Source organism: Streptomyces sp. NPDC058145, from assembly GCF_042884245.1.
Classification (GTDB): domain Bacteria; phylum Actinomycetota; class Actinomycetes; order Streptomycetales; family Streptomycetaceae; genus Streptomyces.
This window is the reverse complement of the sequence record NZ_JBHVUH010000006.1, coordinates 347,565-371,759: the sequence shown is the minus strand read 5'-3', so window position 1 is coordinate 371,759 and position 24,195 is coordinate 347,565. Positions and strand designations below refer to the sequence as shown.

Sequence of the window (24,195 nt, the reverse complement as noted above, 5' to 3'; positions counted from 1 at the left end):
GACCGGTCCGTCCACCGGCATTGCCTCGCGTCAGCGGGGCGTCACAGGGGGATCTGAACAGTCATGGCCAATTTCGCCAAACCGAACGTGCCGCAGTTCTCGGTCGACGTCTACCAGAACGAGTACCTGCCCGAGGGCGGCCGTGAGGTCAACGCCATCGTCACCGTGACCGCCACCGGCGGCGGCACGGTGGGCGGCGCCACCACGGCCCCGCACCGGTACGCGCCCGGCCAGGGGCCCTCCGCGGCGGTCGCCATCATGGTCGACTGCTCGGGCTCCATGGACTATCCGCCGACCAAGATGCGCAACGCCCGGGACGCCACGGCCGCCGCGATCGACACCCTGCGCGACGGGGTGCACTTCGCGGTGGTCGGCGGCACGCACGTGGCCGAGGAGGTCTACCCGGGCGGCGGGCGGCTCGCGGTCGCCGACGCCACCACGCGCGAGCAGGCCAAGCAGGCGCTGCGCCGGCTCGGTGCGGGCGGTGGCACGGCCATCGGCACCTGGCTGCGGCTCGCCGACCGGCTGCTGTCCTCGGCGGACGTGTCCATCCGGCACGGCATCCTGCTGACCGACGGCCGCAACGAGCACGAGTCGCCGCAGGACCTGCGGGCGGCGCTGGACGAGTGCGCCGGACGGTTCACCTGTGACGCGCGTGGCGTGGGCACCGACTGGGAAGTGAAAGAAGTCACAGGCATCGCCTCCGCGCTGCTCGGCACCGCCGACATCGTCGCCGACCCGGCGGGGCTGGCCGCCGACTTCACGCGGATGATGGAGACGGCGATGGGCAAGGAAGTCGCCGACGTGGCGCTGCGGGTGTGGACCCCGGTCGGCGCGAACCTCCGGTTCGTCAAACAAGTGGCGCCCGCTGTCGAGGAGTTGACGGACCGCCGTACCGAGGCGGGCCCGCGGGCCGGGGACTATCCCACCGGGTCCTGGGGCGACGAGTCCCGCGACTACCACCTGTGCGTGGAGGTCCCGGCGGCCGGTCTCGGCCAGGAGATGCTGGCCGCCCGGATCTCCCTGGTCGTGCCGCAGCCGGACGGGCAGGTGCGGAATCTCGGCGGCCAGGGGCTGGTCAGGGCGGTGTGGACCGACGACATGGCGGCCTCCACCTCGATCAGCCCCCAGGTCGCCCACTACACCGGGCAGGCCGAACTGGCACAGGCCATCCAGCAGGGTCTGGACCTCCGCAAAGCGGGCGATTTCGAGCGGGCAACGGCCAAACTGGGGCGCGCCGTTCAGCTCGCGAGCGCCTCGGGCAACGCGGATACCGCGAAACTCCTTTCGAAGGTGGTGGACGTGGTCGACGCCGCGACAGGTACTGTGCGGTTGAAGGCGAAGGTCGCGGAGGCCGACGAGATGACCCTCGAGACCCGGTCGACAAAGACTGTTCGTGTAAAGAAGTGACCTGCGGGAGACCGCGGGACAACCAGGAAGAGATCCGGACGTACCGGAGGACCCTCAGGAGAAGGGGAAGCGCCGACATGCCGACCTGCCCGAACGGACACCAGTCGGGTTCCGACGACTGGTGCGAGGTCTGCGGTCACCGCATGGCCGGTGCCGTACCTCCGCCCCCTCCGCCGCCCCCGCCCGGCGGTGGCTACGGCTTCCCGCCGCAGGGCGCGCAGCCCGGCGGCCGCCCGCCCGGCGGCCACGAGCCGGAGCTGTGCCCGCAGTGCCGTACGCCCCGCGAGGGCGGCGCGCCGTTCTGCGAGGAGTGCCGGTGGAACTTCCTGACCAACACGGCCACTTCCTACACCCCGGCCGCCCCGCGCTCGCCGCAGCCCCGCTTCGAGCCGCCGAGCGCGACGTACGGCGGCGGTGACTCGTACGAGTACCAGGGCTCGCGGCCCTCGCAGGTGAACCGGCCCGCCGAGCCGATCCCGTCCTTCGGCAGCGAGCCGTCGGGCCCGACGCCGTTCGCCGGCGAGCGCGGCCCGTCCGGCTTCGGTGGCGGCGGCCGGCCGCCGGCCGGTCCGCCGCCGTTCGGGGGCGTACCGGGGCAGCAGGGCCCCGGTGGCCCCGGCGGCCCCGGCGGTCCTTCCGGTTTCGGTGGCGGTCCCGGTGGTCCGGGAGGCCCGCCGCCCTTCGGCCGTGAGCCCGGTGGTCCTGGCGGTCCTGGCGGCCACGGTGGTCCCGGTGGTCCCGGTCCCGCCGACTTCGGTGGTGACCCCTCGCGTCCCGTTCCGCCGCCCGGCCCGACCCCGCCCGCGGGTCCCGGCGGCATGGCCGGCGGTCCGCCGCAGGCCTTCCAGCAGCCCGGCGCGCCCGCCTTCCCGCAGGAGACCGGTCGGCCCCCGGCCGGTGGCGGCCCCTTCGGCGGTGGCGAGGACGACTGGGTGATCTCCCCGCCGTCCGGCGGCCCCGGCGGCCCCGGTGGTCCCGGCGGCGGCTACGGCTACCCGCAGCCCGGCGCCACCCAGGCCCCGCCCGGTCACGGCTTCCCGCAGGCCCCGCAGGGGCCGGCCACCTGGACCGCGACCATCGGTCCGGACCGCGACTACTTCATGGCGATGATGCAGCGCTCCGGCCCCGAGGCCGCGGGCCTGAACCTGCCCGCCTACTCACCCGAGCAGCAGCGCACGCTCAGCGGCAACCAGGTCACCATCGGCCGCCGCCGGCACTCCACCGGCGACACCCCCGACATCGACCTGTCGGTGCCGCCGGAGGACCCGGGCGTCTCGCACCAGCACGCGGTGCTGGTGCAGCAGCCGGACGGCAACTGGGCGGTCGTCGACCAGAACTCGACGAACGGCACCACGGTCAACGGCTCCGACGAGCCGATCCAGCCGTTCGTGCCGGTGCCGCTGCAGGACGGCGACCGGGTACACGTGGGCGCCTGGACGACGATCACCGTCCGCAGGGGCTGAGGCACCTCACGGGAGGGGCCAGGCGTACGGCCCCTCCGGGTCGTCCAGCCAGGCCCAGGTGTGTCCGCCGCCGACCGTGACGCCGTAGCGCTCCCGGTCGGGGCAGCCCTCGCGCTCCCACAGCGCGTGGGCCTCCCGCGGGTCCAGCGCGCCCCGGGTCAGGTCGAGCAGGAAGCGGAACGGCTCCTGCTCGCGGGCCCGCCCCGGCAGCCCGCTCAGGGACACCGCCGGTTCCGCCCGGCCCGCGCCGCGCAGCGGTACGAAGTAGGCGGCCGTGGGCAGGAAGCGGCCCTCGGCGTGTTCGGGGCCGCGGACGGTGAGGGCGAGCAGGCCGGTGGCCAGCGGGGTGAGGATCCGGCCTCCGGGCCGGCACTGGGCGAGCCAGGCGCCCGGCACCGTGGGCAGCCCGCAGGTGGCGATGATCCGGTCGAAGGGTGCGCGCTCGGGCACCCCCCGCGCGCCGTCGCCGGTGACGACGGCCGGGTGGTGGCCGGCCGCGGCCAGGTGCTGCCGGGCCGACTCGGTGATCTCCGGGTCGAGGTCGACGGTGGTGACGAGGTCGTCGTCGCCGAGCCGGTGGGCGAGCAGGGCGGCGTTGTAGCCGGTGCCGGCGCCCACCTCCAGGACCCGGTCGCCGTCCTCGACGCGCAGTGCGGCCAGCATCAGCGCCATCAGGGAGGGCTGGCTGCTGGAGGAGAGCAGTTCGCCGTCGCGCAGCCGGGTCGCCAGCGGGGTGTCGTCGTAGGCCCCGCGCACCCAGCGCTCCCGGGCCTCGGGGTCCGGGCTCTGGCCCCACCGGCGTTCGTATCCGCCCCTGACCCCGACGTAGTAGTACGGCACGAACAGGTGCCGGGGCACCGTCGCGAACGCCTCCCGCCACACCGGGTCCTCGGCCCAGGCCCCCTCGGCGTCGATCTCCCGCACCAGCGCGGCCCGCGCCACGGTGGCCAGACGTTCGATCCCGGTGTCGTAGGCGCCCATACCCCCCACAGTAGGGGCGCGGGGTGCCCGGGGCGGGCAGGGTCCTGGGCCTCGAGTCCTGGGTCAGCCGGTCTGAGACCATGGACGGGTGAATGAGATTCGGCGCGGCACGCTTCAGGAGCAGACGTTCTACGAGCAGGTCGGCGGGGAGGAGACCTTCCGCCGGCTCGTCCACCGTTTCTACGAGGGCGTCGCCGAGGACCCGCTCCTGCGGCCGATGTACCCGGAGGAGGACCTGGGCCCGGCCGAGGACCGGCTGACCCTGTTCCTCATCCAGTACTGGGGCGGCCCCAGCACCTACAGCGAGAGCCGCGGCCACCCGCGGCTGCGCATGCGGCACGTGCCGTTCACCGTGAACCGCGCCGCGCACGACGCCTGGCTGAAGCACATGCGGGTCGCCGTCGACGAGCTGGGCCTGGCCGAGGAGCACGAGCGGACGCTGTGGAACTACCTGACGTACGCGGCGCAGTCGATGATCAACACCCCCGACTGACCTGCTGAATCCCGGATTCCGGTCGTTCGGCGCCGGATTCCGGTCACGATCCGGTATAGACCGGTCGGCAACCGGTTACCCGCGACCGGTCCCCTCTGCGAGCATCACCCGAGATCCAGACAGCGCTTGCGGAAGTCCGGATGACACGGGGGTCGGGTGACGGGGTTCGTCGTCTCACGCGCGCGGGCACACCGCCTGCTGCTCGGCTCCGCGCTGCTCACGGTGCTGCTGACCACCGCCGTACTGGCCACGCTCACGGCGTACTCGGGCGCGATCGGGGACGCGGCGCTGCGCCATGTGCTGAACGACCCGCGCGACGCGGCCGCCACCGCGCTGATCGTCAAGGCCGACGTCGCCGCCGGGCAGCACGCCGCAGCCGACACCGCCGTACGCGAGGGCGCCCGGAAGGCCTTCGACGGGCTGCCGGTGACCGTGCGGACGCTGCGCCGATCCGGCCCGTACGCGCTCCCCCGGTACCCGCGGCCGCCCGCGCGGCGCTCGGGCGACCCGGACCTGACCTACTTCGCGGCCCTGGACCACACCCAGGTGAGGCCCACCGCCGGGCGGCTCCCGGGCCGGAAGACCGGCGAGATCGAGGTGGCCGTCCCGCAGGCCGCCGCCCAGCCGCTCGGGCTCGAACCGGGCGACCGCCTCACCCTGGCCGACCGGCTCGGCGACCGGAAGGTCCGGGTGCGCGTCACCGGGCTGTACCGGCCCGCCGCCACGGGCACGCCGTACTGGCGGCTGGACGACCTGCTCGGCCGCGGGGTGAAGAGGTCCGGCTTCACCACGTACGGTCCGCTGCTCGCCGATCCCTCGGTCCTCGCCGGCGGGCGGGTGAGCACCGGTGGGACGGCCTGGCTGGCGTCGGCCGACTTCGACACGATGACGACCGGGCGCACGGGGGAACTGCGCGCAGCCGTACGGGCGGGAAACGGGGAACTGCGCAAGGACGCCGCCCTGCGCGGCGCGACGGCGGTGACGACCTCGCTGCCGGACGTGCTGGACCGCATCGACCGCTCGCTGCTCGTCGCCCGCTCCACCCTGCTGATCGTCGCGCTCCAACTGGTGCTGCTCGGCGGGTACGCGCTGCTGCTGGTGGCCCGGCTGCTGGGCGCCGAACGGGCCGCGGAGACGCGGCTGCTCAGGGCGCGCGGCGCGTCCCGCCCCCGGATCGCGGTCCTCGCCGGGGCCGAGTCCCTGCTGGTCGCCCTGCCCGCGGCCCTCTGCGCGCCGTTCCTCGCCGGACCGCTCACCACCCTGCTCACCGCCCACGGTCCGCTGGCCCGTCTCGACCTGCGTCTCGACCTCCCGCCCGCCGGGAGCCCCGGGGTGTGGCTGGTGGCGGTGGCGGTGGCCCTGGGCTGCGCCCTGACGGTGACGCTCCCGGCGCTGACCGGCGCCGACGCGGAACCGTCCGGCCGGCGCGGGCGGCGGGGCACGGAGTCCGGCCGGCCGCGCGGTCCGCGCGTCCCCCGCTTCCGCGGACACCGTTCCGCGGGCCCGCCCGGTGCCAGGCCCCGCCGCGCGGGCGGCGGCCTCGTCCCCACCCCGCTCCGCGCGGGCGCCGACCTGGGCCTGCTCGCCGTGGCCGGGGTCGCCTACTGGCAGTTGGGGCAGCAGGGCTTCGGGGGTGTCGCCACCGACCGGTCCGGGGCGCTCGGAGTTGATCCGCTGCTGGTCGCCGCGCCCGCGCTGGCGCTGCTCGCCGGGACGGTGCTGACGCTGCGGCTGCTGCCGCCGGTGGCGCGGCTGGCGGAACGGTGGGCGGCGGCCGGGCGGGGGTTGCCGGCGGCACTGGCCGGCTGGCAGTTCAGCCGCCGCACCGCGCGGGCGGCGGGGCCGGTGCTGCTGCTGGTGCTCGCCGTCGCGCTCGGCATGCTGGCCATCGGTCAGGGTGCCTCCTGGAACCGCTCGCAGGACGACCAGGCCGACTTCCGCGCCGGGGCGCCGGTGCGGGTGCTGGACGCCGGGCAGGGCGGGCTCGGCCGTACGGAGGCCTACGCGGCCCTGCCGCACGTCCGCGGGGCGGTGCCCGTAGTACGCGGCGAGCAGGGCCTGTCCGGTGACCGTACGGCGACCGTGCTGGCCCTGGACGCCGCGCACGCGGCGAACGCGCTGCTGATGCGCCCGGACCTGGCGCACGAACCCGTGAAGTCGCTGCTGGCCGGGCTGACGCCGAAGGACTCCCCGGTGGGGGCCCGGGTGCCGGCCCACACCGCCCGGCTGCGGCTGACGGCGAGCCTGCGCAGTTCCACCGGCCCCGGGACGACCGCCATGGTCACGGTCCGGCTGGAGGACGGGGCCGGGGTGCCGTACGCGATGCCGGCCGGGCTGCTGTCCGCCGACGGCCGCCCGCACCCCCTCGTCCTCGACCTCGGCTCCGCCGCCGGCCCGGCGCTGGTCACCGGGCTCCGGCTCGACATGACCCAGCCCGCCGAGCGCGCCGAGCGGCACCGGCTCACGGTCCGGGACCTGGCCGCCGAGGGCACCGACGGAACCCGGCACCCGCTCACCCTGCCGGCGACCTGGTCCACGGCCGTGGAGATTGGCGGCGCGGCCGTCCCGTCCCCGCGCACCAGCCCCACCCGGCCCCGGATCGTCTCCACCCGCCCCCTGGCCTTCTCCTACGGCACCGGCTACCTGCCGAACGCCGACATCTTGACGGTCGCCACGGTGTCCGTGCGGCTCCAGGTGGCGCGGCCCGCGCCGCCCGAGGTGCGGGCCGTCGCGACGGACCGGTTCCTGACCTCGGCGGGCGCCCGCACCGGCCAGCGCCTGGACGTCACCGTCGGCGGCCAGAGCCTGCCGGTGCGGATCGTCCGGTCGGTACGGGCGCTGCCCACCACCGGAACCCCGGCCGCCGCCGCCGACCACGACGGCGGCGCGGTACTGGTCGACCTGCGCGCCGCGAACCGGGCGCTGCAGGCGCGGTACGGGGAGAGCGCCACCCCGAACGAATGGTGGCTGCGGACCACGCCCGGTGACGCGGCCTCGGTGGCCGCCGCGGTACGGGCGCTGCCGGACGTCGACCCGGAACAGGTGGTGGTCCGCGACGAGATCGGCGCCCAGCTGCGCGACGACCCCTTCGGCGCCGGACCCACGGCCGCGTTCACCGCGGCCGCCGTGGTGGCGGCGGCGCTCGCCGCGGTCGGCTTCGCGGTGGGCGCCGCCGGTTCGCTGCGGGCACGCGAGGCGGACTTCGCGGTACTGCGCGCCCTCGGCGCCCCGCGCCGCCGGCTGGCCCGGACGGTCGCCGCCGAACTCGCCGTACTGGTGGGCCTGGCCCTCGTGGTGGGCGCCGTCCTGGGCACCGTACTGGCCCGTGGAGTGCTGCCGTTGATCGTGCTGACCGGCGAGGCCACCCGGCCCGTACCCGGGCTTCTGGTGCGGCTGCCTCCCGGACAGGTGGCGTTGCTGCTGGCGGGCGTCGCCGCGGCGCCGCTGGCGGTGGCCGTGGTGACGGCCCTGCGCCGGGCCGATCCGGCCCGGGCACTGCGTGAACAGGGGGGTGAGTGACGTGCGTTCCGTACCGGCCGTGGTCGCGCCCTGGGTACGGACCCGGCTGCGGGCCGCTCCCGGTGCCGCGCCGGCGCTCGCGCTGCTGGTCGCGCTGACCGCCTGCCTGGCGGGCGCGCTGCCGCGCGCGGTGGACCGGTACGAGGACGCGGGCCTGCGGCACGCCCTCGACCAGGCGGGCCCCGAGCGCACCTCCGTACGGGCGACCGCGCCGATGCCGGGGTACGGTACGTCCGGCGAGGACCCGGACGTCTCGTTCAGCTTCGAGGTCCTCAAACGGCAGTTCGGGAAACTGCTGCCCGTGGTGGACGGTTCGGTGCCCGTCGACCGCGCCCAGTCGGCGTACGGCGTCACCACCGACGACGGCAGCTCGGTGCTCGAACCGTGGCTCCCCCGCCCGACCGGCCTGCCCGCCAAGGTCACGCTGGTCGCGCAGAGCGGCCTGGCCGGACACGCACGCGTCAGCGAGGGCCGGCTGCCACGTACCACGGGCCGGCCGGACGTGGACGAGGCGGAGGCCGCCGTCTCCACCGCCACCGCCAAGACCCTTCACATCAAGCCGGGTTCGGTCATCCACGTGCCCAGGCCCAATGGCACCCTCTCCGTCCGGATCACCGGAATCGTCGCCCCGCGCGACCCGGCCGGCGCCTACTGGTCGACGGTGCCGCTGCTGCGCACGCCCGCGCTGGAACGGGTGCCCCAGCCCGGCCCGCCGCAGACCTACTGGCACGGCGCGCTCCTGCTCCCCCCGGAGGCGACCCTCACCGTGCTGGGCACCGGCAGGGACCCCTTCCGCTACTGGCACTTCGCTCCGGGCACCGGCGGCCGGCACGCCCATGATCTCGGCCGACTGCGGTCCGACGTCGCGTCGCTGGAGTCCGGACCGGGCCTGCGGCGGGCCCGTTCCCTCACCGATCCGGACCTGGACGTGGGTACCGGTCTGGACGACGTGGTCATCGCCTTCGGGCGGCTGCGCTCGGGCATCTCCCCGCTGGTCGGGGTGGCCACGGCCGGCACCGCCACGGTCGCCGCCGTCGTCCTGCTCATGGCGGGCGGCCTGGCCGCCGACCGGCGCCGCGCCGAACTCGCCCTGCTGCGCGCCCGAGGCGTCTCCCTGCCCGGCCTCACCGGCCGGCTGCTGGCCGAGACCGCCGTGGTCGCCGTACCCGCCGGAGCGGTGGGCCTCGCGGCCGCCCTCGTCCTCCTCCCCGGCGCCCGCGCCGGTCACGCCGTCGACGCCGCCCTCGCCGTCACCCTCACCGCCTGCGCCGCCCTCCCGCTGCACGCCGTGCTCGCCCACCGCTCGGTGCGGCTGACGGGCCCCCGGGAGGACATGGGCTCGGTGCGCCCCTCCCGCCGCCGCACGGTCGCCGAACTGACCCTGCTGGCGCTGGCGGCCGGGGCGGTGGCCACCCTGCGCGGCAGAGGCGCCTCGGCAGGTCAACTGGTGTCCCTGGCACCGGTACTGACCGGTGTCATCGCGGCCCTGCTGCTGCTCCGCCTCTACCCGCTGCTGCTGCGCCGTCTGGCCCGCCCGGCCGGCCGGCTGCGGGGCGCGGTGGCCCCGCTGTCCCTGGCCCGCGCGGGCCGCACCAGGGCCTCGGCGGTACTGCCCCTGCTGGCCCTGCTGACCGCCCTGACCACGGCGGCCTTCGGCGGCTCGGTCCTGGCGGGCGTGGCCGAGGCCCGGGACCACGCGGCCCTGCTCACCGTCGGGGCCGACGCCCGCCTGGACTCGGCCACCGCGCTGCCGGCCGGCCTGGCCGCCCGGGTACGCGCCCTGCCCGGGGTGCGCGGGGTGACCGCGGCGGCCATCACCTACGAGGCGACGCCGACGGACGGCGTGGACACCGTGCCGCTGGTGGGCGTGGACCCGCCCGCGTACGCCGAGTTGACGGCCCGGACGGGCCTCGGGGTCATCACGGCGAAGCAGTTGAAGGGGCAGGACTCGCACCCGCTCCCGGCCGTCGCGTCCCCGGCCGTGGCACGGAACCACGGCACCCGGCCCTTCTCGGTGCGGCTCGCGGACGGCAGCACGGTCACCGTCCGGATCACCGCCGTCCGCGACCGCACCCCGGCAGCACCCGCCGGCGACTTCCTGGTGGTGGACCGCGCCGGGCTCCCGTCGTCCGCCGCCCGGCCGACGGCATTGCTGCTCACCGGCGCCCATCCGGACGCAGCCGCGCTGCGCCGCACGGCCCCCGCCTCGGTCACGGCCCGGCTCCTCACCGAGGAGCGCGCCCGGTACGCCGACTCGCCCCTGCAGACCGGCGCCGGGCACGTATACACGGCGGCGGTGGCGGCGGGCGCCGGCTTCGCCGTCCTCGCCCTGCTCCTCGCGCTGCTGCGGGCGGCCCCGGAACGCGCCGCGCTGCTCGCCCGGCTGCGCACCATGGGGCTCACCCGGGCCCAGGGCCGCCGTCTCCTCGTCCTGGAGTCCCTCCCGCAGGCCCTCCTCGCCGCGGCCGGCGGCACCCTGACCGGCTGGGCCGCCGTCCACCTCCTCTCCCCCGGCATCGACCTGACGACGATCGCCCTCGCCTCGTCCCAGACCCCGGTGGGCGAGGCCGTCCTCCGCCCGGACCCCTGGTCCCTGACCCTCCCGGCCCTCACGGTCGTGACCCTGGCAGTAGGGGTCGCCACCACCCAGGCCTGGTGGACGACCCGCCGGAGCTCGGTCCGAGAACTACGGGCAGGAGACCCCCGATGACCGCGCACCGCGCGACCGCGGACGGCCGAGCCCGCGTAGCCGCGGACATCCGTGCCTCCCCCACCTCCCCCAGCGCCTCAAGGGCCTGGGGGGACTCCCAGGGCGGCACGGGTGGGCGGTGGAGGTCCCGTCACTCGAGCGAAGCCGGGAGTGGGGGAGGCACCCTGCCGGCACGGGCAAGCGAAACACGCTCGGCCGGCACCGGCACCGTGCACCCCGCAAGCACCGGCATGCGAAACACACCCGCCCAGCGGCAGCACAGGGCACCGGAGCAGGAGACCCCATGACAGCCGACCCCACAGCCAACACCGCCGGGACCACCGACCCCGCCACTGCCACCACCCTGACCGACCTCACCACCCGCGTCACAGAGTCCCGCAAGAGCCCCGTCTACGGCCACGACGCCCTCATCACCTGCGACCGCCTCGTCCGCATCTTCTCCGCGGACGGCATCGAGGTACAGGCCCTCCAGGGCCTCGACCTCCTGGTCCGCGAGGGCGAGTTGATGGCCCTGGTGGGCGCTTCCGGCAGCGGCAAGTCCACCCTCATGAACATCCTCGCCGGCCTGGACACCCCCACCGCCGGCGGAGCCCACGTCGCCGGCCGCAACCTGCTCACCATGACCGCGAAGGACCGCCTCGCCTACCGCCGCGAGGTCGTCGGCTTCGTCTGGCAGCAGACCTCCCGCAACCTCCTCCCCTACCTCACCGCGGCCCAGAACGTCGCCCTCCCGCTCCAGCTCTCCGGCACCCGCATGCGCCGCCGCGCCCGCGCCGAACGCGCCCTGGAACTACTGGACCTGCTCCAGGTGGCCGACTGCCGCGACCGCCACCCGCACGAGATGTCCGGCGGTCAGCAGCAGCGCGCGGCGATCGCCGTGGCCCTCGCGAACGCCCCCGCGGTCCTGCTCGCCGACGAACCCACCGGCGAACTCGACTCCCACACCGGCGCGCAGATCTTCGACGCCTTCCGCACGGCGAACGAGACCCTCGGCACCACCATCGTCATCGTCACCCACGACCAGGCGGTGGCCGGCGAGGTCCGCCGCACGGTCGCCATCAGGGACGGCCGTACCTCCACCGAGGTGCTGCGCCGCAGCGAGGTGGACGCCACGACCGGCCACGAGACGGTGGTCGCCCGCGAGTACGCCATGCTCGACCGCGCGGGCCGCCTCCAGCTGCCCGCCGAGTACACGCGGGCCCTGAACATGCGCGACCGCGTGGCCCTGGAACTGGAACCGGACCACATCGGGGTGTGGCCGGACGACAGCGACGAGAGGTGACCGCGGGAAGAAGCGACCGGCGACCAGAACGGGACGAGACCAAAGCCGCCCGAGCCGCGCACCAGACACCCAGGCACGCGAGGGGGGGGCATGCGGGAGCGGAGAGCGGCGAGGGCGCCCGAAAGGCCGCCCGAGCCTGCGCAGCACCCCTCAGCGCACGCTGACACCCAGCGCGCCGAGCCCCGACCGCCGCACCGCGACGGACCCGTAGGGCGTCCGCAGCCTCAGCCACACGCCCGAGGAGAACAGCCCGGTGTCGGCCGCACCGGTCCCCGGCCGCAGGAAGCCGAGGGACTGGGCCGCGTGCACGGCCCGCACCGGAAGCGGCGTGTTCCCGACCTCCCGCGACCAGATGTCCCGCCCTATCCGGTCCAGCTCCGCACGGGTACGCCGCTCCGGCGTCAACTCCTCCGTACGGGACCGGAACTCGGCGACGGACTCGGCGACCGTCGTGCGCAGCGCGTCCGGCACGGGCAGCCCCGGCTCGGGCCGCCAGCCGCCGCGCGGCGGCAGCACACCGGCCCACGGCGGTCCGGTGACCGCGGCCGGTACGGCGGCCGTGGCCGACCGTTCGTCCACGGACTCCAGGAACTCACCGGCCGAGACGGTGACGTCGAGCGTGACGTCGAGCCCGTTCTCGTAAGGCTTGGCGAGCCGCACCGCGCGGATCGTCAGCACCTCGAAGGACGGCGGCCGGCCGAACACGGCGAGCGCCGTACCGGCCGCCTGCAGGCGCACCGCCGCTCCACGGTCGTAGTGGAGCAACCGGGAGAGGAAGGCGGCGAGGTCGGCCGCCTCCGTCTCGTCGGCGAGGTGCAGGACCGTCATGCGGCGACGGCCTCCCCCGCGGTCTCCGCGTCCTCGGCGGCGTCCGTGTACTCCTGGAGGAACTCCCGCTCCTCCTGGGTGATCCGGCGCGGCCGCTGTGCCTCGAAGTCGAACGGCACGATGACGGTGGAGGCCCGTACGTAGAGGAGATCCCCGTCCTTCACCTCGTAGGTGATGGTGAAGGACGCGGCCCGGATCTCGGTGACCCACAGTTCGATGTCCACCGGGTGGTGCCGGTGGACGAGCTGCCGCTTGTAGTCGATCTCGTGGCGCGCCACCACGGACCCCTGCTTGAACTCCTTGTCCGGGCGGAACAGGAAGTCGATACGGGCCTCCTCCAGATAGCGGAGGAACACCACGTTGTTGACGTGGCCGTACGCGTCCATGTCCGCCCAGCGCAGCGGGCAGCGGTAGATGTGGCGCAAGACCGATCAGCCCCGGGTCAGCTTCTTGTAGGTGGCACGGTGCGGACGCGCGGCGTCGGCGCCCAGCCGCTCGATCTTGTTCTTCTCGTACGACTCGAAGTTGCCCTCGAACCAGAACCACTTCGACTCGCCCTCGTAGGCGAGGATGTGCGTGGCGACACGGTCCAGGAACCACCGGTCGTGGGAGACGACCACGGCGCAGCCGGGGAACTCCAGCAGCGCGTTCTCCAGGCTGCTGAGGGTCTCGACGTCGAGGTCGTTGGTGGGCTCGTCGAGGAGCAGCAGGTTGCCGCCCTGCTTCAGGGTCAGGGCCAGGTTGAGGCGGTTGCGCTCACCACCGGAGAGGACACCGGCCGGCTTCTGCTGGTCCGGCCCCTTGAACCCGAAGGCGGAGACATACGCGCGGGACGGCATCTCGACCTGTCCGACGTTGATGTAGTCGAGCCCGTCGGACACGACCTCCCACAGCGTCTTCTTGGGGTCGAGGTTCGCGCGGCTCTGGTCGACGTAGGAGATCTTGACGGTCTCGCCGACCTTGATGTCGCCGGAGTCCGGGGTCTCCAGGCCCTGGATCATCTTGAACAGCGTGGTCTTGCCGGCGCCGTTCGGGCCGATGACGCCCACGATGCCGTTGCGCGGCAGCGTGAAGCTGAGGCCGTCGACGAGGACCTTCTCACCGAAGGCCTTGTTGAGCTTGTCGACCTCGACCACGACGCTGCCCAGACGCGGGCCCGGCGGGATCTGGATCTCCTCGAAGTCCAGCTTCCGCATCTTGTCGGCCTCGGCGGCCATCTCCTCGTACCGAGCGAGACGGGCCTTGGACTTGGCCTGACGCCCCTTGGCGTTCGACCGCACCCACTCCAGCTCTTCCTTGAGCCGCTTCTGCCGCTTGGCGTCCTTCTGGCCCTCGACCTTCAGACGGGTGGCCTTGGTCTCCAGGTACTTCGAGTAGTTGCCCTCGTAGCCGTGCAGGCGGCCGCGGTCGACCTCGCAGATCCAGCCGGCGACGTTGTCGAGGAAGTACCGGTCGTGGGTGACGGCCACGACGGTGCCCGGGTACTTGGCCAGGTGCTGCTCCAGCCAGTTCACGGACTCGGCGTCGAGGTGGTTGGTGGGCTCGTCGAGGAGCAGCAGGTCGGGCTGCTCCAGCAGCAGCTTGCAGAGCGCGACGCGGCGCTTCTCACCACCGGAGAGATTGGTGACGGGCCAGTCGCCGGGCGGGCAGCCCAGCGCGTCCATGGCCTGCTCCAGCTGGGACTCGAGGTCCCACGCGTTGGCGTGGTCCAGCTCCTCCTGCAGCTTGCCCATCTCGTCGAGCAGCGCGTCGGAGTAGTCGGTCGCCATCAGCTCGGCGATCTCGTTGAACCGGTCGAGCTTGCCCTTGATCTCGGCGACACCGTCCTGGACGTTCTCCAGGACGGTCTTCTCCTCGTTGAGCGGCGGCTCCTGGAGCAGGATGCCCACGCTGTAGCCCGGCGACAGGTACGCGTCACCGTTGGACGGCTGCTCGAGACCGGCCATGATCTTCAGCACGGTCGACTTACCGGCACCGTTCGGGCCGACGACACCGATCTTCGCTCCCGGCAGGAAGCTCAGGGTGACGTCGTCGAGGATCACCTTGTCGCCGTGCGCTTTGCGCGCCTTGCGCATGGTGTAAATGAACTCAGCCAAGAGAAACCGTCCGGCAGCTTGAAATCTGGCAGTGGGCAGATACACCCCATCTTGCCTGACCGCCACCCCTGGATGGAAACCCGTCTGGTCCGGGCGCTCTGACCTTGGGTTTCAATGCGGCGGACTGCGGCTCGGATGTCGCTGTCGGTCACGCTTGGGTGACCTCGGGGCGTTCGCACGGCTCAGGACGGCCCCAGGCGTCCTGGCTGCCAGCCATGGGGGCATCTTGGCCGCAAGTCGCGGCGGTGTGGCGCAGACTGCTTGCAGGGGAGCCGGTAGGAAGCCAGAGCGGGAGGGAGAACAGGAGGACAGCCGTGACCGTCCTCGCGATCTTTCTCTTCATCATCGGGACGCTCTTGGTCCTCATCGGAGCGCTCCTGATCTTGATCGGGACGTTTCTGATCACTCTCGGAGCGGCCTTGATCGTCATCGGGCTGGCCCTGATCGCCATCGGTGTGTTTCTGCTGATCCGGAGGCTCCTCAGACATGATCGAACGCAATCTCACTCCTGGTGAACCCGAGGACTGCCGCAGACACGGCCGCAACTGGTCACCGGGGGCGGTGACCTGCTGACGCCTCATCGATCACCGCTCCGACCTGCTACTGAGCTGTCGGCACCGGCATCCGAGCCTGTCCGACGCCCCGGTCTGTCGCCGCGGTGGCTGACGGAAATCTGCGAAAACGGCTCTGCCCGGAGTTTCGTGAAGCCCCTGTCTCGCCCCGAACAGAGCAGAGGCCCGGCCGGGCGGCCCATGCGTCTATCCGAGTGTCTTCCGGACGTGGCACGAGCGGTAGACACGCGCTGAGGGGTATGTCGCTTCGAGCAAGGCGTCCCTGGGATCCATGAGGAGATCAGCTATGTACGCAGTGGTTCGGCGGTACGAAGGGGTGACGGATCCTGCCGAGGCGGGCCGCAGAGTGGACGAGGGATTCATCCCCCTCCTCCGCCAGGTCCCCGGCTTCGTGGCCTACTACTGGGTGGACGCGGGGGATGGAGTGATGCTCTCCACCAGCGTCTACGAAGAACAGGCCGGAGCCGAGGAGTCGGTCAAGCGGGCGGCGGACTTCGTGCGCGACAACCTCGCGTCGCTGCTCCCCAACCCTCCTCAGGTCACGGCCGGCCAGGTCGTGGCTGCTGGGTGACGGCGTCCGCGGGGGGGCTGGCCCCCCGTGTCCCCATGCCGCTGACCCGGTCATTCACAAAACCGCGGGCAGAGCCGTCTTGGCTCTGCCCGCAGTTCCGTGACCTGGGGTTTCACTGGAGTGCTCGGCCGACGATCGCGCCCAGGTGGATCACGACGCCGACCGCCACCAGCCAGGACAGGATGACCATGACGACGCCGATGGGACCGTACTTCTGCTCGTTCGCCACGATCGCCGCGGAGAAGTAGTGGGCGGAGAAAACGCCGAGGCCGGTCCAGCACACGCTGGTGACCAGGGCCGGCGGGAGGAGGGCGCGCCAGGGCACCCTCCCGGCGAGCAGCACGTACATGCTGCCCCACCAGAAGACGACCGCCCAGAGGAAGCCGGTCAGGCCGATCAGGAGCCAGCCGTGGAGCACCCTGCCGAAGGCGGCCTGCGCGGCGACGTAGGCGAACAGCCCGGCGAGCCAGGTGAGCCGGGCCGTGGTCTTCCACCTCGCGTCCTCCGGGACGTCGAACAGGATCCGGTACCAGCTCTGAAGGGTGCCGGCCACGGCCAGGACGCCGAGCAGGAGCAGTACGGCGCTCGTTCCGGTCAGGGTGTACGAGGTCGTGGTGGGCGCGAACAGGGTCGCCACGGCCTGGGCCGCCTGCTCGTTCAGCCCCAGCCAGCCGGCGATGACCGCGGCCGTGTCCTGCCCTGCCGCCGCCGTGAGGATGATCAGGAACGGGAAGAAGCACAGGAGCGCGAGCGCGGCCAGCTGGAAGGAGTGCCCGAAGAAGTCGACCGCCGAGAGCCGGAGCCACAGCCGGCCCGGCCCGCTCTCCTCGAAACGGCGGAACGCGGCCTGCCACGCCTGGTTCGCACGCCATCGGAGGGCGCGCTGTGACGGGTGGGATGTCTTCCTGCCGTCGTTCATGCGGTGATGCCCCAGGGGGTTGGTCCGCCATCCGCTGGATGCGGGATCCCCCCTGAGTGCACGGCGGTTCGAGTCAAGCGTAGGCACCCCCATGTGGAGGCGCGCGTCGAGCGGGGCGGCCGGAGGAAATCACCCGGGCCGAGTGATGTCGCCGGTCCTGAGCAGGCGCACTGTGGATCCGGAAACGTCGTCCGAAGCCCGGGGAAGGACGAAGGGGAGCGCCCTCACTGATCGCCGGACGCAATCGCCGGACGTATTCGATCGAGGCCCAGAAATGACCACGACACACACCACACAGGCTCGCAAGCAGCAGTGGGCCGGCGGGTTGATGCTCTTCGCCGCCGTCATGCTGATGATCACCGGAGTGATCGACATCTTTCGCGGCATCATGGGGATCGCCGCGGACGACGTGTTCATCGCGACGCGCGGCTACGTCTTCCAGTTCGACCTGACCGGCTGGGGCTGGGTCACCCTCATCCTGGGCGCCGTCGCCGTGGTGGTCAGCCTGGGACTGTTCCAGACCGCGAAGTGGGCGCGCATCTCCGGCATCGTCATCGCCGGACTGATCATCATCGCCAACTTCCTGTCCCTGCCCTACTCCCCGCTCTGGTCCACCCTGATGATCGCCTTCTCGGGCGTCGCCATCTGGGCCATGTGCGTGGCCCAGCCCAGGGAGACCGGTCCACGCCAGGGCGCGCCGCGCGTCGGCTGACCAGCGGCGTCACGCGGCTCGCCCGGCCGGCGGGATCAGGAGGTACCGGCGCGGCCGGACCTCACTCGCCCGCCGCCGCTTCCTTCCTGCGCAGCACCACCAGCACCGCGCCGCCGATCACCACGAGTCCGATGGCGACTCCGGCGATCATCGGGGTGATCGCGGAACTGCCCGTGGCCGCGAGGTCGGTGTCGGGGGCCGTGCTGTTGCCGCCGACCGTCGCGGGGCTGGGCTCGCTGAGGGTCTGAGTGGACTCGGTGGTGACCGTGCCCTGGGTCTTGCAGTCGAGGACCCCGGTGAAGCGGTGGCTGAAGCCGTTCGGACCGGTGATCGTGAAGTCGTAGGGCTGGTCCTCCTGGAGCGGGACCGTCACCGTGCGGGAGGCCCCGGCCGCAATGGTGTGCTCGGCGCCCATCAGCTCGAAGGTGAAGGGCTGCTCACCCTTGTTGGCCGCGGTGATGTCGACGCCGCTCTTGGCGCAGTTCTTCCGGGCCGACACCGCCATGGCGCCCTTGTCCGCCCAGGTGGCGCCCGCGGTCGCGGCGACCGTGGACTCGCTGGAGCCGGCCAGGATCTGGGTCTGGCTGCGGCTCTCGGAGGCGAAGGCGCGGCCCACCGGGACGGTGGTGGAGGCCTGGACGGTCAGTTGGGCGGAACCGTCCGCCGCGCCCTCGGGAACGTCGAAGAACAGCTGGCTGCCGTCCTTCGCCGAGGTGATCACCTTGCCGGTCCTGTCGATGATCCGCACTCCGCCGGCGCCCACGCCCGCCGGCGGGCCGACCGTCACGCTGCGCGCGTTGGTGTGCACGGTCACCGGTCCGAGCAGGTCACCCGGGCGGCCGGAGACCGCGGGCGGATCCAGGGTCAGCGAGGCCTGCGGCTCGGTGCTGTCGGTGGCGCTCTTCTCCAGGTAGTCCGCGAGCTTCTCGGCCTGCGGGTCCACGGCGTCGACCTTCGCCCCGTCCGAGTAGCGCCAGATGGCCACCTGCGTGCCGGTTGCCGCGTCCTGCTCGCTCAGACCACTCGTGCCGGCCCGCCGGGCGAGCGTGGCGAGGTCGTTCACCTGGGGGTAGGAGTTCTGCAGGATCCAGCGGATCCTGCCGGCGTCCTTGTTGGCGCCCAGCGAGGTGCCGCTCCACGGGGTCTCCTGGTAGTGGGCGTCGCGCTGGGTGGGGTTGTGGATGTCGACGCAGTACGTCTGCAGGGTGCCGCCGCCGTCCACGGACATCTCGAACAGGCCGGCGGACACCTGCTGGTCGCCGCCGTCCTCGTGGATCACGGCCTGGCCGTACGTCTTCAGGCCGCCTATCGTCGCCGTCGCGCCGCCCTGGGTCTGCGGTGTCTCGTCGGCCGCGGCCGTACCCGCGCCGAACAGCACGGTGGTCGCCGCGAGGCCGGACGCGAGCGTCACGGCCGCGAGGCGGGCCACGTGGGACCGAGTGAACCCAGTGAACGCAGCAAGCACAGAATTCCCCTTCGAGCAGGACCCGTTGGATGTGGGGGACGGTCCCACCAGCAGAATCGGCTGCCCCGAGGGGCATGCCCGGCATCCTATGGATCACAGGGACCGCGCTTGCCGGTCGGATCGTCACATGGGGCGATCCGATCCGGAATCGTTATCGCCGGCGTGGCACGCCGAACGGCCTTGTCGACAAATACATGGTGCTCAGGGCCGGTTCGGAACGCTCGGTGGCCACCTGTCGACAAGGTGCGACAGTCACGGTGTGGTGACACGTAGGGCTGGCGTGATCGCTGACGTCATGTCACCGCCGTTGCCGCCATGGCCGGTTGTGCGAGTGGCTCGTCCTGGATTCCGGTGGCTGGTGTCTCCCAGTTCGGCTCCGGCCGGGCCGTCGCCGGCGCCTCCTGCCGGACCGCGCGGCGGAAGAGCGCGGTGCCCCGCGCCAGGTCGTGGCCGATGGCCACCGCGTCGATGTCGGCCGAGGTGCGGCCCTGTTGCCCGTCGCGCAGTTCCGTGCGCACCTTCAGCCTGCCCTGGACGACGACGGGCTGTCCCACCTCCACCGAGGCCGCCACGTTGACGGCCAACTGGCGGTTGGCCCACACGGTGAAGAAGTTGGTGTGCCCGTCCGTCCAGGCACTCTTCTCCCGGTCCCAGTAGCGCGCGGTCACCGCCAGCCGGAACCGGGCCGAAGGGCCGGCCGCCGTCTCCCGGTACAGCGGCGGCGTCGCCACGTTGCCCACCACGCACACCATGGTCTCGTTCATCGTGAACCCCTCCCTCACCCGGCCCCTCACGGCCGGGCGGACATGCGTACGGGCCCGTCCCGTACGGCGGCGTCTGCCCTGCGGCACGATCGCCGCGAGAACAGACTGCCTCCGCAGGGCCGGGCCCTCTGAGCGCTGTGGACCACCGCCGAGCTGTGGAAAAGTCCGCCACCCGCACGGGTGAGAGACGGGCTGAGGGACGGGCTCCGGGGCGGGCTGAGGGAACCGGTCCTACGGCCTGTGGACGAGGGAGCCGCTATTCCTTCGCCCAGCCCCTCCCCGCACCTCACCGCCCCGGCCTCACCCCACCCCCACTCCCGTCTGCGCCACCCGGCCGTACTGCTCCCGCACCTCCCGGTACCGCAGCAGCTCCGCGGCCACCGGATCGAGCACCCGGGCCCGGCCGCAGCTCGCGGCCGCCTCCCGCAGTCGCCGTTCCGCGTCCTGGCCGTACCGGCGGGCGGGTCCCCGGGCCGCCATCCGGCAGCCCCACTCCACGAACGGCCCGCCGACGATCCCGCACACCATCAGCAGCACTGGCACACCCAGGTTGGGTGCCATGACTCCGGCGATCTGGCCCACCAGCCACAGCCCGCCCACGACCTGCAGCAAGGTCATGGCGGCCTGGACCAGCACGGCCACCGGCCACCAGCCCGGCCGGGGCGGCCGTCCCGGCGGCAGCCCGGCCCGGGCCGCCAGGTCGTCCAGCGCCTCGGACAGTCCTTGCGAGCCGCGCACGGCCGCCTCCCGCACCGCCTGCGCCCACGGTGTGGGCAGACCGGCCGAGGCTCGGTCGGACACCGTACGGACCGCCTGTTCGACGCGCTGACGGGCTGTGGCCTCCTCGTCGGCCTGGTGGCGTACCGCCATCCGGCCTGTGCTGGGCCCGCCGCGGCCCTGGTACCAGCGCCACAGCCGCAGCCAGGGCGTACCGCAGGCCCGGTTGGCGTTGCGCAGCCAGGCGCGTTCGGCGGCCTCGCCGGCCGCGGTGGCGCCCACCGCGTCGGCGAGCCGGGCGGCGAACTCCTCGCGTGCCTCCTCGCTGAGGCCGACACGCCGGCCGGTGGCATAGACGGGCCGCAACTGGGCCGCGGCCGCGTCCAGGTCGGCCGCGACCCGGCGGGCCGCCGCACCGCGCTCCATCACGAAGTGGCCCAGTGTCTCGCGCAGTTCGCCGACGCCGTCGCCGGTGAGCGCGGACAGCGCGAGCACCGTGGCGCCCGGCTCCCCGAACTCGCCGAGCGCGACACCGTCCTCGTCGAGCAGCCTGCGCAGATCGTCCAGCACCTGGTCGGCGGCCTCCCCGGGCAGCCGGTCGACCTGGTTGAGGACGACGAACATGATCTCCGCGTGACCGGCCATGGGCCGCAGGTAGCGCTCGTGAAGCATGGCGTCGCCGTACTTCTCGGGGTCGACCACCCAGATGACCGCGTCGACCAGCTTCAGGATCCGGTCGACCTGCTCGCGGTGCTCCACGGCCGCGGAGTCGTGGTCGGGCAGGTCGATCAGGACCAGTCCGCGCAGCTGCCCCTCGGCCTCCGCGCTCTGCAGGGGGCGCCGGCGCAGCCGGCCCGGAATGCCGAGCCGGTCGATGAGGCCCGCCGCGCCGTCGCTCCAACTGCACGCGATGGGCGCCGCGGTCGTCGGGCGCCGCACCCCCGTCTCCGAGATGGCCACCCCGGCCAGGGCGTTGAACAGCTGCGACTTCCCGCTGCCGGTGGCGCCCGCGATGGCGACGACGGTGTGCCCGCCGGAGAGCTTGCGGCGGGCGGCCGCCTCGTCCAGGACCCGGCCGGCCTCGGCGAGGGTGCGGGTGTCCAGGCGGGCGCGGGACAGGCCGACGAGTTCGCGCAGCGCGTCGAGCCGGGAGCGCAGGGGGCCGTCGTACGCCAGGGGCGCGGGGGTGTGGGTGCCGGGTGCGCGGACGGGCTTGTCGAGGACGGAGACGCGCTCGCCGCTGTCCGTCACCCGGCGGGCGATGAGCCCGTCGTCCCAGGCGTCGGACGCGTCGGCGTCCGCGTCGGGGCCGGCCTTCCCGTCGTCCTCCGCGGGGCGGTGCGGGCCCCCATCGGTCCCGGTGCCGGTCCTGCTACCCGGGGCCTTCGCGTGCGGGTCCGTTTCCCGCTCTCCCGCGGGGGCGGATGCCTGGTCGCCGCCTTCATGGGCGGACGCGCCTTCCTCGCGGTCGGAGCGCTTCGCGGGCACGCGCGCGTGCCCGCGGCCGTCCGTCTCCGGGCCTCCCCTCTCGTCCCGGTGTGGCTCGGCCTCGGTGACTTCGACCCTGGGCCCTGCCCCGGTGTCGTCACCGGCTTCCGCGCCGCGCGCCGTGCCGGGGGTGACGTGTGCGGAGCCGCCGGCGACCGGTGTCCGGCCGTTGACCGTCTCGCCCTCTCCCCCGGCCCGGCCGTCCGTGCCGGCAGCAGCAGGACCGGCGTGGTCGGAGGGGCCCACGTGTGTCGTGCGGTCCATGCGGTCCATGTGAGTCATGTGATCGGTGTGGTCCCTGTGGTCCCTGTGGTCCGTGTGATCATGGTCAGTGACGGCTGTCACCGTTCACCTCTCCTTCTGCAGTACGGACAGCGCGGCGATGAGCTCCGCCTGGGGCTCGGCACGAAGGTCCAGGGCGTCGAGCGGGGCGAGGCGCCGCTCGCGTTCGGTGTGCACGACGCGGTCGACGGTGTCGTTGAGCAGGCGCTCGGCCCGGTCGCGCAGCCGCAGCGCGCCATGGGCACCGATCCGCTCGGCCAGCCGCTCGCCCGCGGTACGCGCCCGGCTCCCGCCCAGCAGCGCGGTGGCGACGAGTGCGGCGACGCTCTCGGAGTCGGGAGCGGTGCTGCGCTCGATGTCCCGCGCCTCGTCCTCGGCGTACTCCTCCAGCTCGCGCCGCCAGCGACGGACCGCGAGCCCGATGCGGTGCTCGGCCTTGTCCGGGGAGGGATGCCGTTCGGCGAGCCCCGGAGCGGCCGCGCCGGGCTCGCGCCGCCAGGCCTCGTCGACGCGCTCGTCGGCGGCCGTGACGGCACACAGCAGCAGCGCGCCCAGGCTCTCCACGAGGGCGTCCAGCAGCTCGCCCGCCGTGCAGTCCAGGGGGAAGGCACGCCAGCGCTTGAGCGCGTCCCCCGCGAGTACGGCCCCGGACTGCAGCCGGCCCCGCACGCGCGCGTGCTCGCCGTCGTAGGCGCTTTCGACGGCGGAGGTGAGCCGGAGCGCGGCAGCGTACTGAGCGGCGACGGCGGCGGCCAGCTCGGGCATGCGCGACTTGAGCGAGTCGAGCAGGCCGTGCGCCGTGCGGGCCATGACGTGCTCGCGGGCCGCGGCGTCCTGCGCGTGGTGCACGAGCCAGGTCCGCAGGGCCGCCACGGCGGTGCTGGGCAGCAGACCGGCGCCCCAGGCCGACTCGGGCAGCTCGGGCACGGTGAAACGCGGTACGTCGCCGAGCCCGGCCTTGGTGAGCAGAGCGCCGTACTGCCGGGAGACCTCCGAGACCACCTGGTGCGGCACACGGTCGAGGACGGTCACCAGGGTGACGTCGTACTCCTTGGCCGTACGCAGCAGATGCCAGGGCACGGCGTCGGCGTAGCGGGCGGCCGTGGTGACCATGATCCAGATGTCGGCGGCGCAGATCAGTTCGGCCGCCAGAACGCGGTTGTCGGCGAGCAGCGAGTCGATGTCGGGGGCGTCGAGCAGGGCGAGTCCGCGCGGGAGGCTCTCGGCGGTCTCCACCCGCAGCACGCGCGCGGGGGCCTGGCCGGGGAACAGCAGATCGTCTCCCGTGTCCGGCTGGGGCGCCCACACGCGTGTGAGGTCGGGGAGCACGCGCATGCCGCTGAACCAGTGATGATCCTCCGGATGGCAGACCAGGACCGGTGTCCGGGTCGTCGGCCGGAGCACGCCCGCCTCGCTGACCCGGCGCCCCACGACGGAGTTCACGAGGGTCGACTTGCCGGCCCCGGTGGACCCGCCGATGACGGCCAGCAGAGGAGCACCGGGGTCCTTTAGTCGGGGCACAAGATAGTCGTCGAGCTGCGCAAGCAGCTCATCACGGTTCGCACGCGCGCGTGGGGCCCCGGCCAGGGGCAGCGGAAAGCGTGCGGCGGCGACACGGTCGCGCAGAGCGGAGAGTGTGTCGAGCAGCTGAGGCTGAACGTCCAAGGTCACCACATGTGAAGAATGCCCAATTTTAGGGGAATTCTGAAGCATATGGACATCTCAGCGCGCCGATGGAACACAACCGACGTAAGGGACGACTGGTACGAGGGCGCAGTCCAGGCATAACGAGTGCACAACACCCGGTGCGTCGGGGGCCAAAAGCGGTGCACGATTCGTACCTGCCTGCGATTATCAGGATCGCTTCACCGAACCTCCACATCGAGCCACGGAGGCGAAGCGACAGGGTCAGGGAACGAGGAG

General features: G+C 73.3%; 18 protein-coding genes. 9 read left to right on the top strand and 9 right to left on the bottom strand.

Translation table 11 applies throughout. The features are described from left to right. Positions 1-63: 63 nt before the first annotated feature. Complete coding sequence (locus ACFVVO_RS16405) at positions 64-1,410, top strand: VWA domain-containing protein (RefSeq protein ID WP_390055434.1); 1,347 nt, start codon at positions 64-66, stop codon at positions 1,408-1,410. A 77-nt stretch (positions 1,411-1,487) separates the two neighbouring features. Continuing rightward, a complete protein-coding gene (locus ACFVVO_RS16400) occupies positions 1,488-2,873 on the top strand; it encodes an FHA domain-containing protein (protein ID WP_390055432.1) in 1,386 nt (461 codons plus the stop codon). Between the two features lie 6 nt (positions 2,874-2,879). Here the strand turns inward: ACFVVO_RS16400 and ACFVVO_RS16395 are convergent, their stop codons facing one another. Next, entirely contained in the window at positions 2,880-3,854 is a 975-nt protein-coding gene (locus tag ACFVVO_RS16395; RefSeq protein ID WP_390055430.1) for a methyltransferase domain-containing protein, read from the bottom strand. Positions 3,855-3,942: 88 nt separating this feature from the next. Here ACFVVO_RS16395 and ACFVVO_RS16390 point away from each other — a divergent pair, with 88 nt between their 5' ends. The 4 genes from ACFVVO_RS16390 to ACFVVO_RS16375 all read left to right on the top strand — a co-directional run bounded on the left by ACFVVO_RS16390 (position 3,943) and on the right by ACFVVO_RS16375 (position 11,858). Continuing rightward, complete coding sequence (locus tag ACFVVO_RS16390) at positions 3,943-4,347, top strand: globin (RefSeq protein ID WP_390055428.1); 405 nt, start codon at positions 3,943-3,945, stop codon at positions 4,345-4,347. A gap of 156 nt (positions 4,348-4,503) precedes the next feature. Further along, positions 4,504-7,866 carry an FtsX-like permease family protein gene (locus ACFVVO_RS16385; RefSeq protein ID WP_390055426.1) on the top strand — a complete coding sequence of 1,121 codons (3,363 nt, stop codon included), beginning with the start codon at positions 4,504-4,506 and terminating at the stop codon, positions 7,864-7,866. A gap of 1 nt (position 7,867) precedes the next feature. Next, positions 7,868-10,576, top strand: a complete 2,709-nt coding sequence (locus tag ACFVVO_RS16380) for an FtsX-like permease family protein (protein WP_390055424.1) — start codon at positions 7,868-7,870, stop codon at positions 10,574-10,576. 283 nt (positions 10,577-10,859) lie between these two features. Beyond that, positions 10,860-11,858 (top strand): ABC transporter ATP-binding protein, encoded by a 999-nt coding sequence (locus tag ACFVVO_RS16375; protein ID WP_390055422.1) that lies wholly within the window; start codon positions 10,860-10,862, stop codon positions 11,856-11,858. A gap of 150 nt (positions 11,859-12,008) precedes the next feature. Here the strand turns inward: ACFVVO_RS16375 and ACFVVO_RS16370 are convergent, their stop codons facing one another. Genes ACFVVO_RS16370 through ettA form a run of 3 tightly spaced genes read right to left on the bottom strand, consistent with a single transcriptional unit; the run spans position 12,009 to position 14,782 of the window. Further along, positions 12,009-12,686: a hypothetical protein gene (locus ACFVVO_RS16370; protein WP_390055420.1), complete on the bottom strand. Its 678-nt coding sequence runs from the start codon at positions 12,684-12,686 to the stop codon at positions 12,009-12,011. Beyond that, a complete protein-coding gene (locus ACFVVO_RS16365; RefSeq protein ID WP_390055419.1) occupies positions 12,683-13,111 on the bottom strand; it encodes an acyl-CoA thioesterase in 429 nt (142 codons plus the stop codon). The genes ACFVVO_RS16370 and ACFVVO_RS16365 overlap by 4 nt, the downstream gene beginning before the upstream one ends. A 6-nt stretch (positions 13,112-13,117) precedes the next feature. Then, positions 13,118-14,782: an energy-dependent translational throttle protein EttA gene (gene ettA / locus ACFVVO_RS16360; protein ID WP_390055417.1), complete on the bottom strand. Its 1,665-nt coding sequence runs from the start codon at positions 14,780-14,782 to the stop codon at positions 13,118-13,120. Positions 14,783-15,096: 314 nt separating this feature from the next. On the opposite strand from ettA, the gene ACFVVO_RS16355 reads away from it, so the two are divergent. Further along, a complete protein-coding gene (locus ACFVVO_RS16355) occupies positions 15,097-15,297 on the top strand; it encodes a hypothetical protein (protein ID WP_390055416.1) in 201 nt (66 codons plus the stop codon). 343 nt (positions 15,298-15,640) lie between these two features. Then, positions 15,641-15,925 carry a hypothetical protein gene (locus ACFVVO_RS16350; protein ID WP_390055414.1) on the top strand — a complete coding sequence of 95 codons (285 nt, stop codon included), beginning with the start codon at positions 15,641-15,643 and terminating at the stop codon, positions 15,923-15,925. A 112-nt stretch (positions 15,926-16,037) separates the two neighbouring features. Here the strand turns inward: ACFVVO_RS16350 and ACFVVO_RS16345 are convergent, their stop codons facing one another. Then, positions 16,038-16,844, bottom strand: a complete 807-nt coding sequence (locus tag ACFVVO_RS16345; RefSeq protein WP_390055412.1) for a YhjD/YihY/BrkB family envelope integrity protein — start codon at positions 16,842-16,844, stop codon at positions 16,038-16,040. A 274-nt stretch (positions 16,845-17,118) separates the two neighbouring features. Between ACFVVO_RS16345 and ACFVVO_RS16340 the strand changes: the two genes are divergently transcribed. After that, positions 17,119-17,556 (top strand): hypothetical protein, encoded by a 438-nt coding sequence (locus ACFVVO_RS16340; RefSeq protein WP_390055410.1) that lies wholly within the window; start codon positions 17,119-17,121, stop codon positions 17,554-17,556. Positions 17,557-17,617: 61 nt separating this feature from the next. On the opposite strand, the gene ACFVVO_RS16335 is transcribed toward ACFVVO_RS16340, so the two are convergent. The 4 genes from ACFVVO_RS16335 to ACFVVO_RS16320 form a co-directional block, all read right to left on the bottom strand. Beyond that, positions 17,618-19,021: a Cys-Gln thioester bond-forming surface protein gene (locus tag ACFVVO_RS16335; RefSeq protein ID WP_390055409.1), complete on the bottom strand. Its 1,404-nt coding sequence runs from the start codon at positions 19,019-19,021 to the stop codon at positions 17,618-17,620. A gap of 293 nt (positions 19,022-19,314) precedes the next feature. Further along, positions 19,315-19,785, bottom strand: coding sequence for a single-stranded DNA-binding protein (locus tag ACFVVO_RS16330; protein ID WP_390055408.1), 471 nt, complete (start codon positions 19,783-19,785; stop codon positions 19,315-19,317). 300 nt (positions 19,786-20,085) lie between these two features. Beyond that, a complete protein-coding gene (locus tag ACFVVO_RS16325) occupies positions 20,086-22,254 on the bottom strand; it encodes a GTPase (protein WP_390055407.1) in 2,169 nt (722 codons plus the stop codon). Between the two features lie 84 nt (positions 22,255-22,338). Next, complete coding sequence (locus ACFVVO_RS16320; RefSeq protein ID WP_390055406.1) at positions 22,339-23,946, bottom strand: dynamin family protein; 1,608 nt, start codon at positions 23,944-23,946, stop codon at positions 22,339-22,341. Positions 23,947-24,195: the final 249 nt, after the last annotated feature.

Excerpts from the sequence above, each read along its gene's own strand:
- ACFVVO_RS16405 (WP_390055434.1), top strand. The coding sequence starts at position 64 with ATGGCCAATTTCGCCAAACCGAACGTGCCGCAGTTCTCGGTCGACGTC.
- ACFVVO_RS16400 (WP_390055432.1), top strand. The coding sequence starts at position 1,488 with ATGCCGACCTGCCCGAACGGACACCAGTCGGGTTCCGACGACTGGTGC.
- ACFVVO_RS16395 (WP_390055430.1), bottom strand. The coding sequence starts at position 3,854 with ATGGGCGCCTACGACACCGGGATCGAACGTCTGGCCACCGTGGCGCGG.
- ACFVVO_RS16375 (WP_390055422.1), top strand. The coding sequence starts at position 10,860 with ATGACAGCCGACCCCACAGCCAACACCGCCGGGACCACCGACCCCGCC.
- ACFVVO_RS16370 (WP_390055420.1), bottom strand. The coding sequence starts at position 12,686 with ATGACGGTCCTGCACCTCGCCGACGAGACGGAGGCGGCCGACCTCGCC.
- ACFVVO_RS16350 (WP_390055414.1), top strand. The coding sequence starts at position 15,641 with ATGTACGCAGTGGTTCGGCGGTACGAAGGGGTGACGGATCCTGCCGAG.
- ACFVVO_RS16345 (WP_390055412.1), bottom strand. The coding sequence starts at position 16,844 with ATGAACGACGGCAGGAAGACATCCCACCCGTCACAGCGCGCCCTCCGA.
- ACFVVO_RS16340 (WP_390055410.1), top strand. The coding sequence starts at position 17,119 with ATGACCACGACACACACCACACAGGCTCGCAAGCAGCAGTGGGCCGGC.
- ACFVVO_RS16330 (WP_390055408.1), bottom strand. The coding sequence starts at position 19,785 with ATGAACGAGACCATGGTGTGCGTGGTGGGCAACGTGGCGACGCCGCCG.
- ACFVVO_RS16325 (WP_390055407.1), bottom strand. The coding sequence starts at position 22,254 with ATGGACCGCACGACACACGTGGGCCCCTCCGACCACGCCGGTCCTGCT.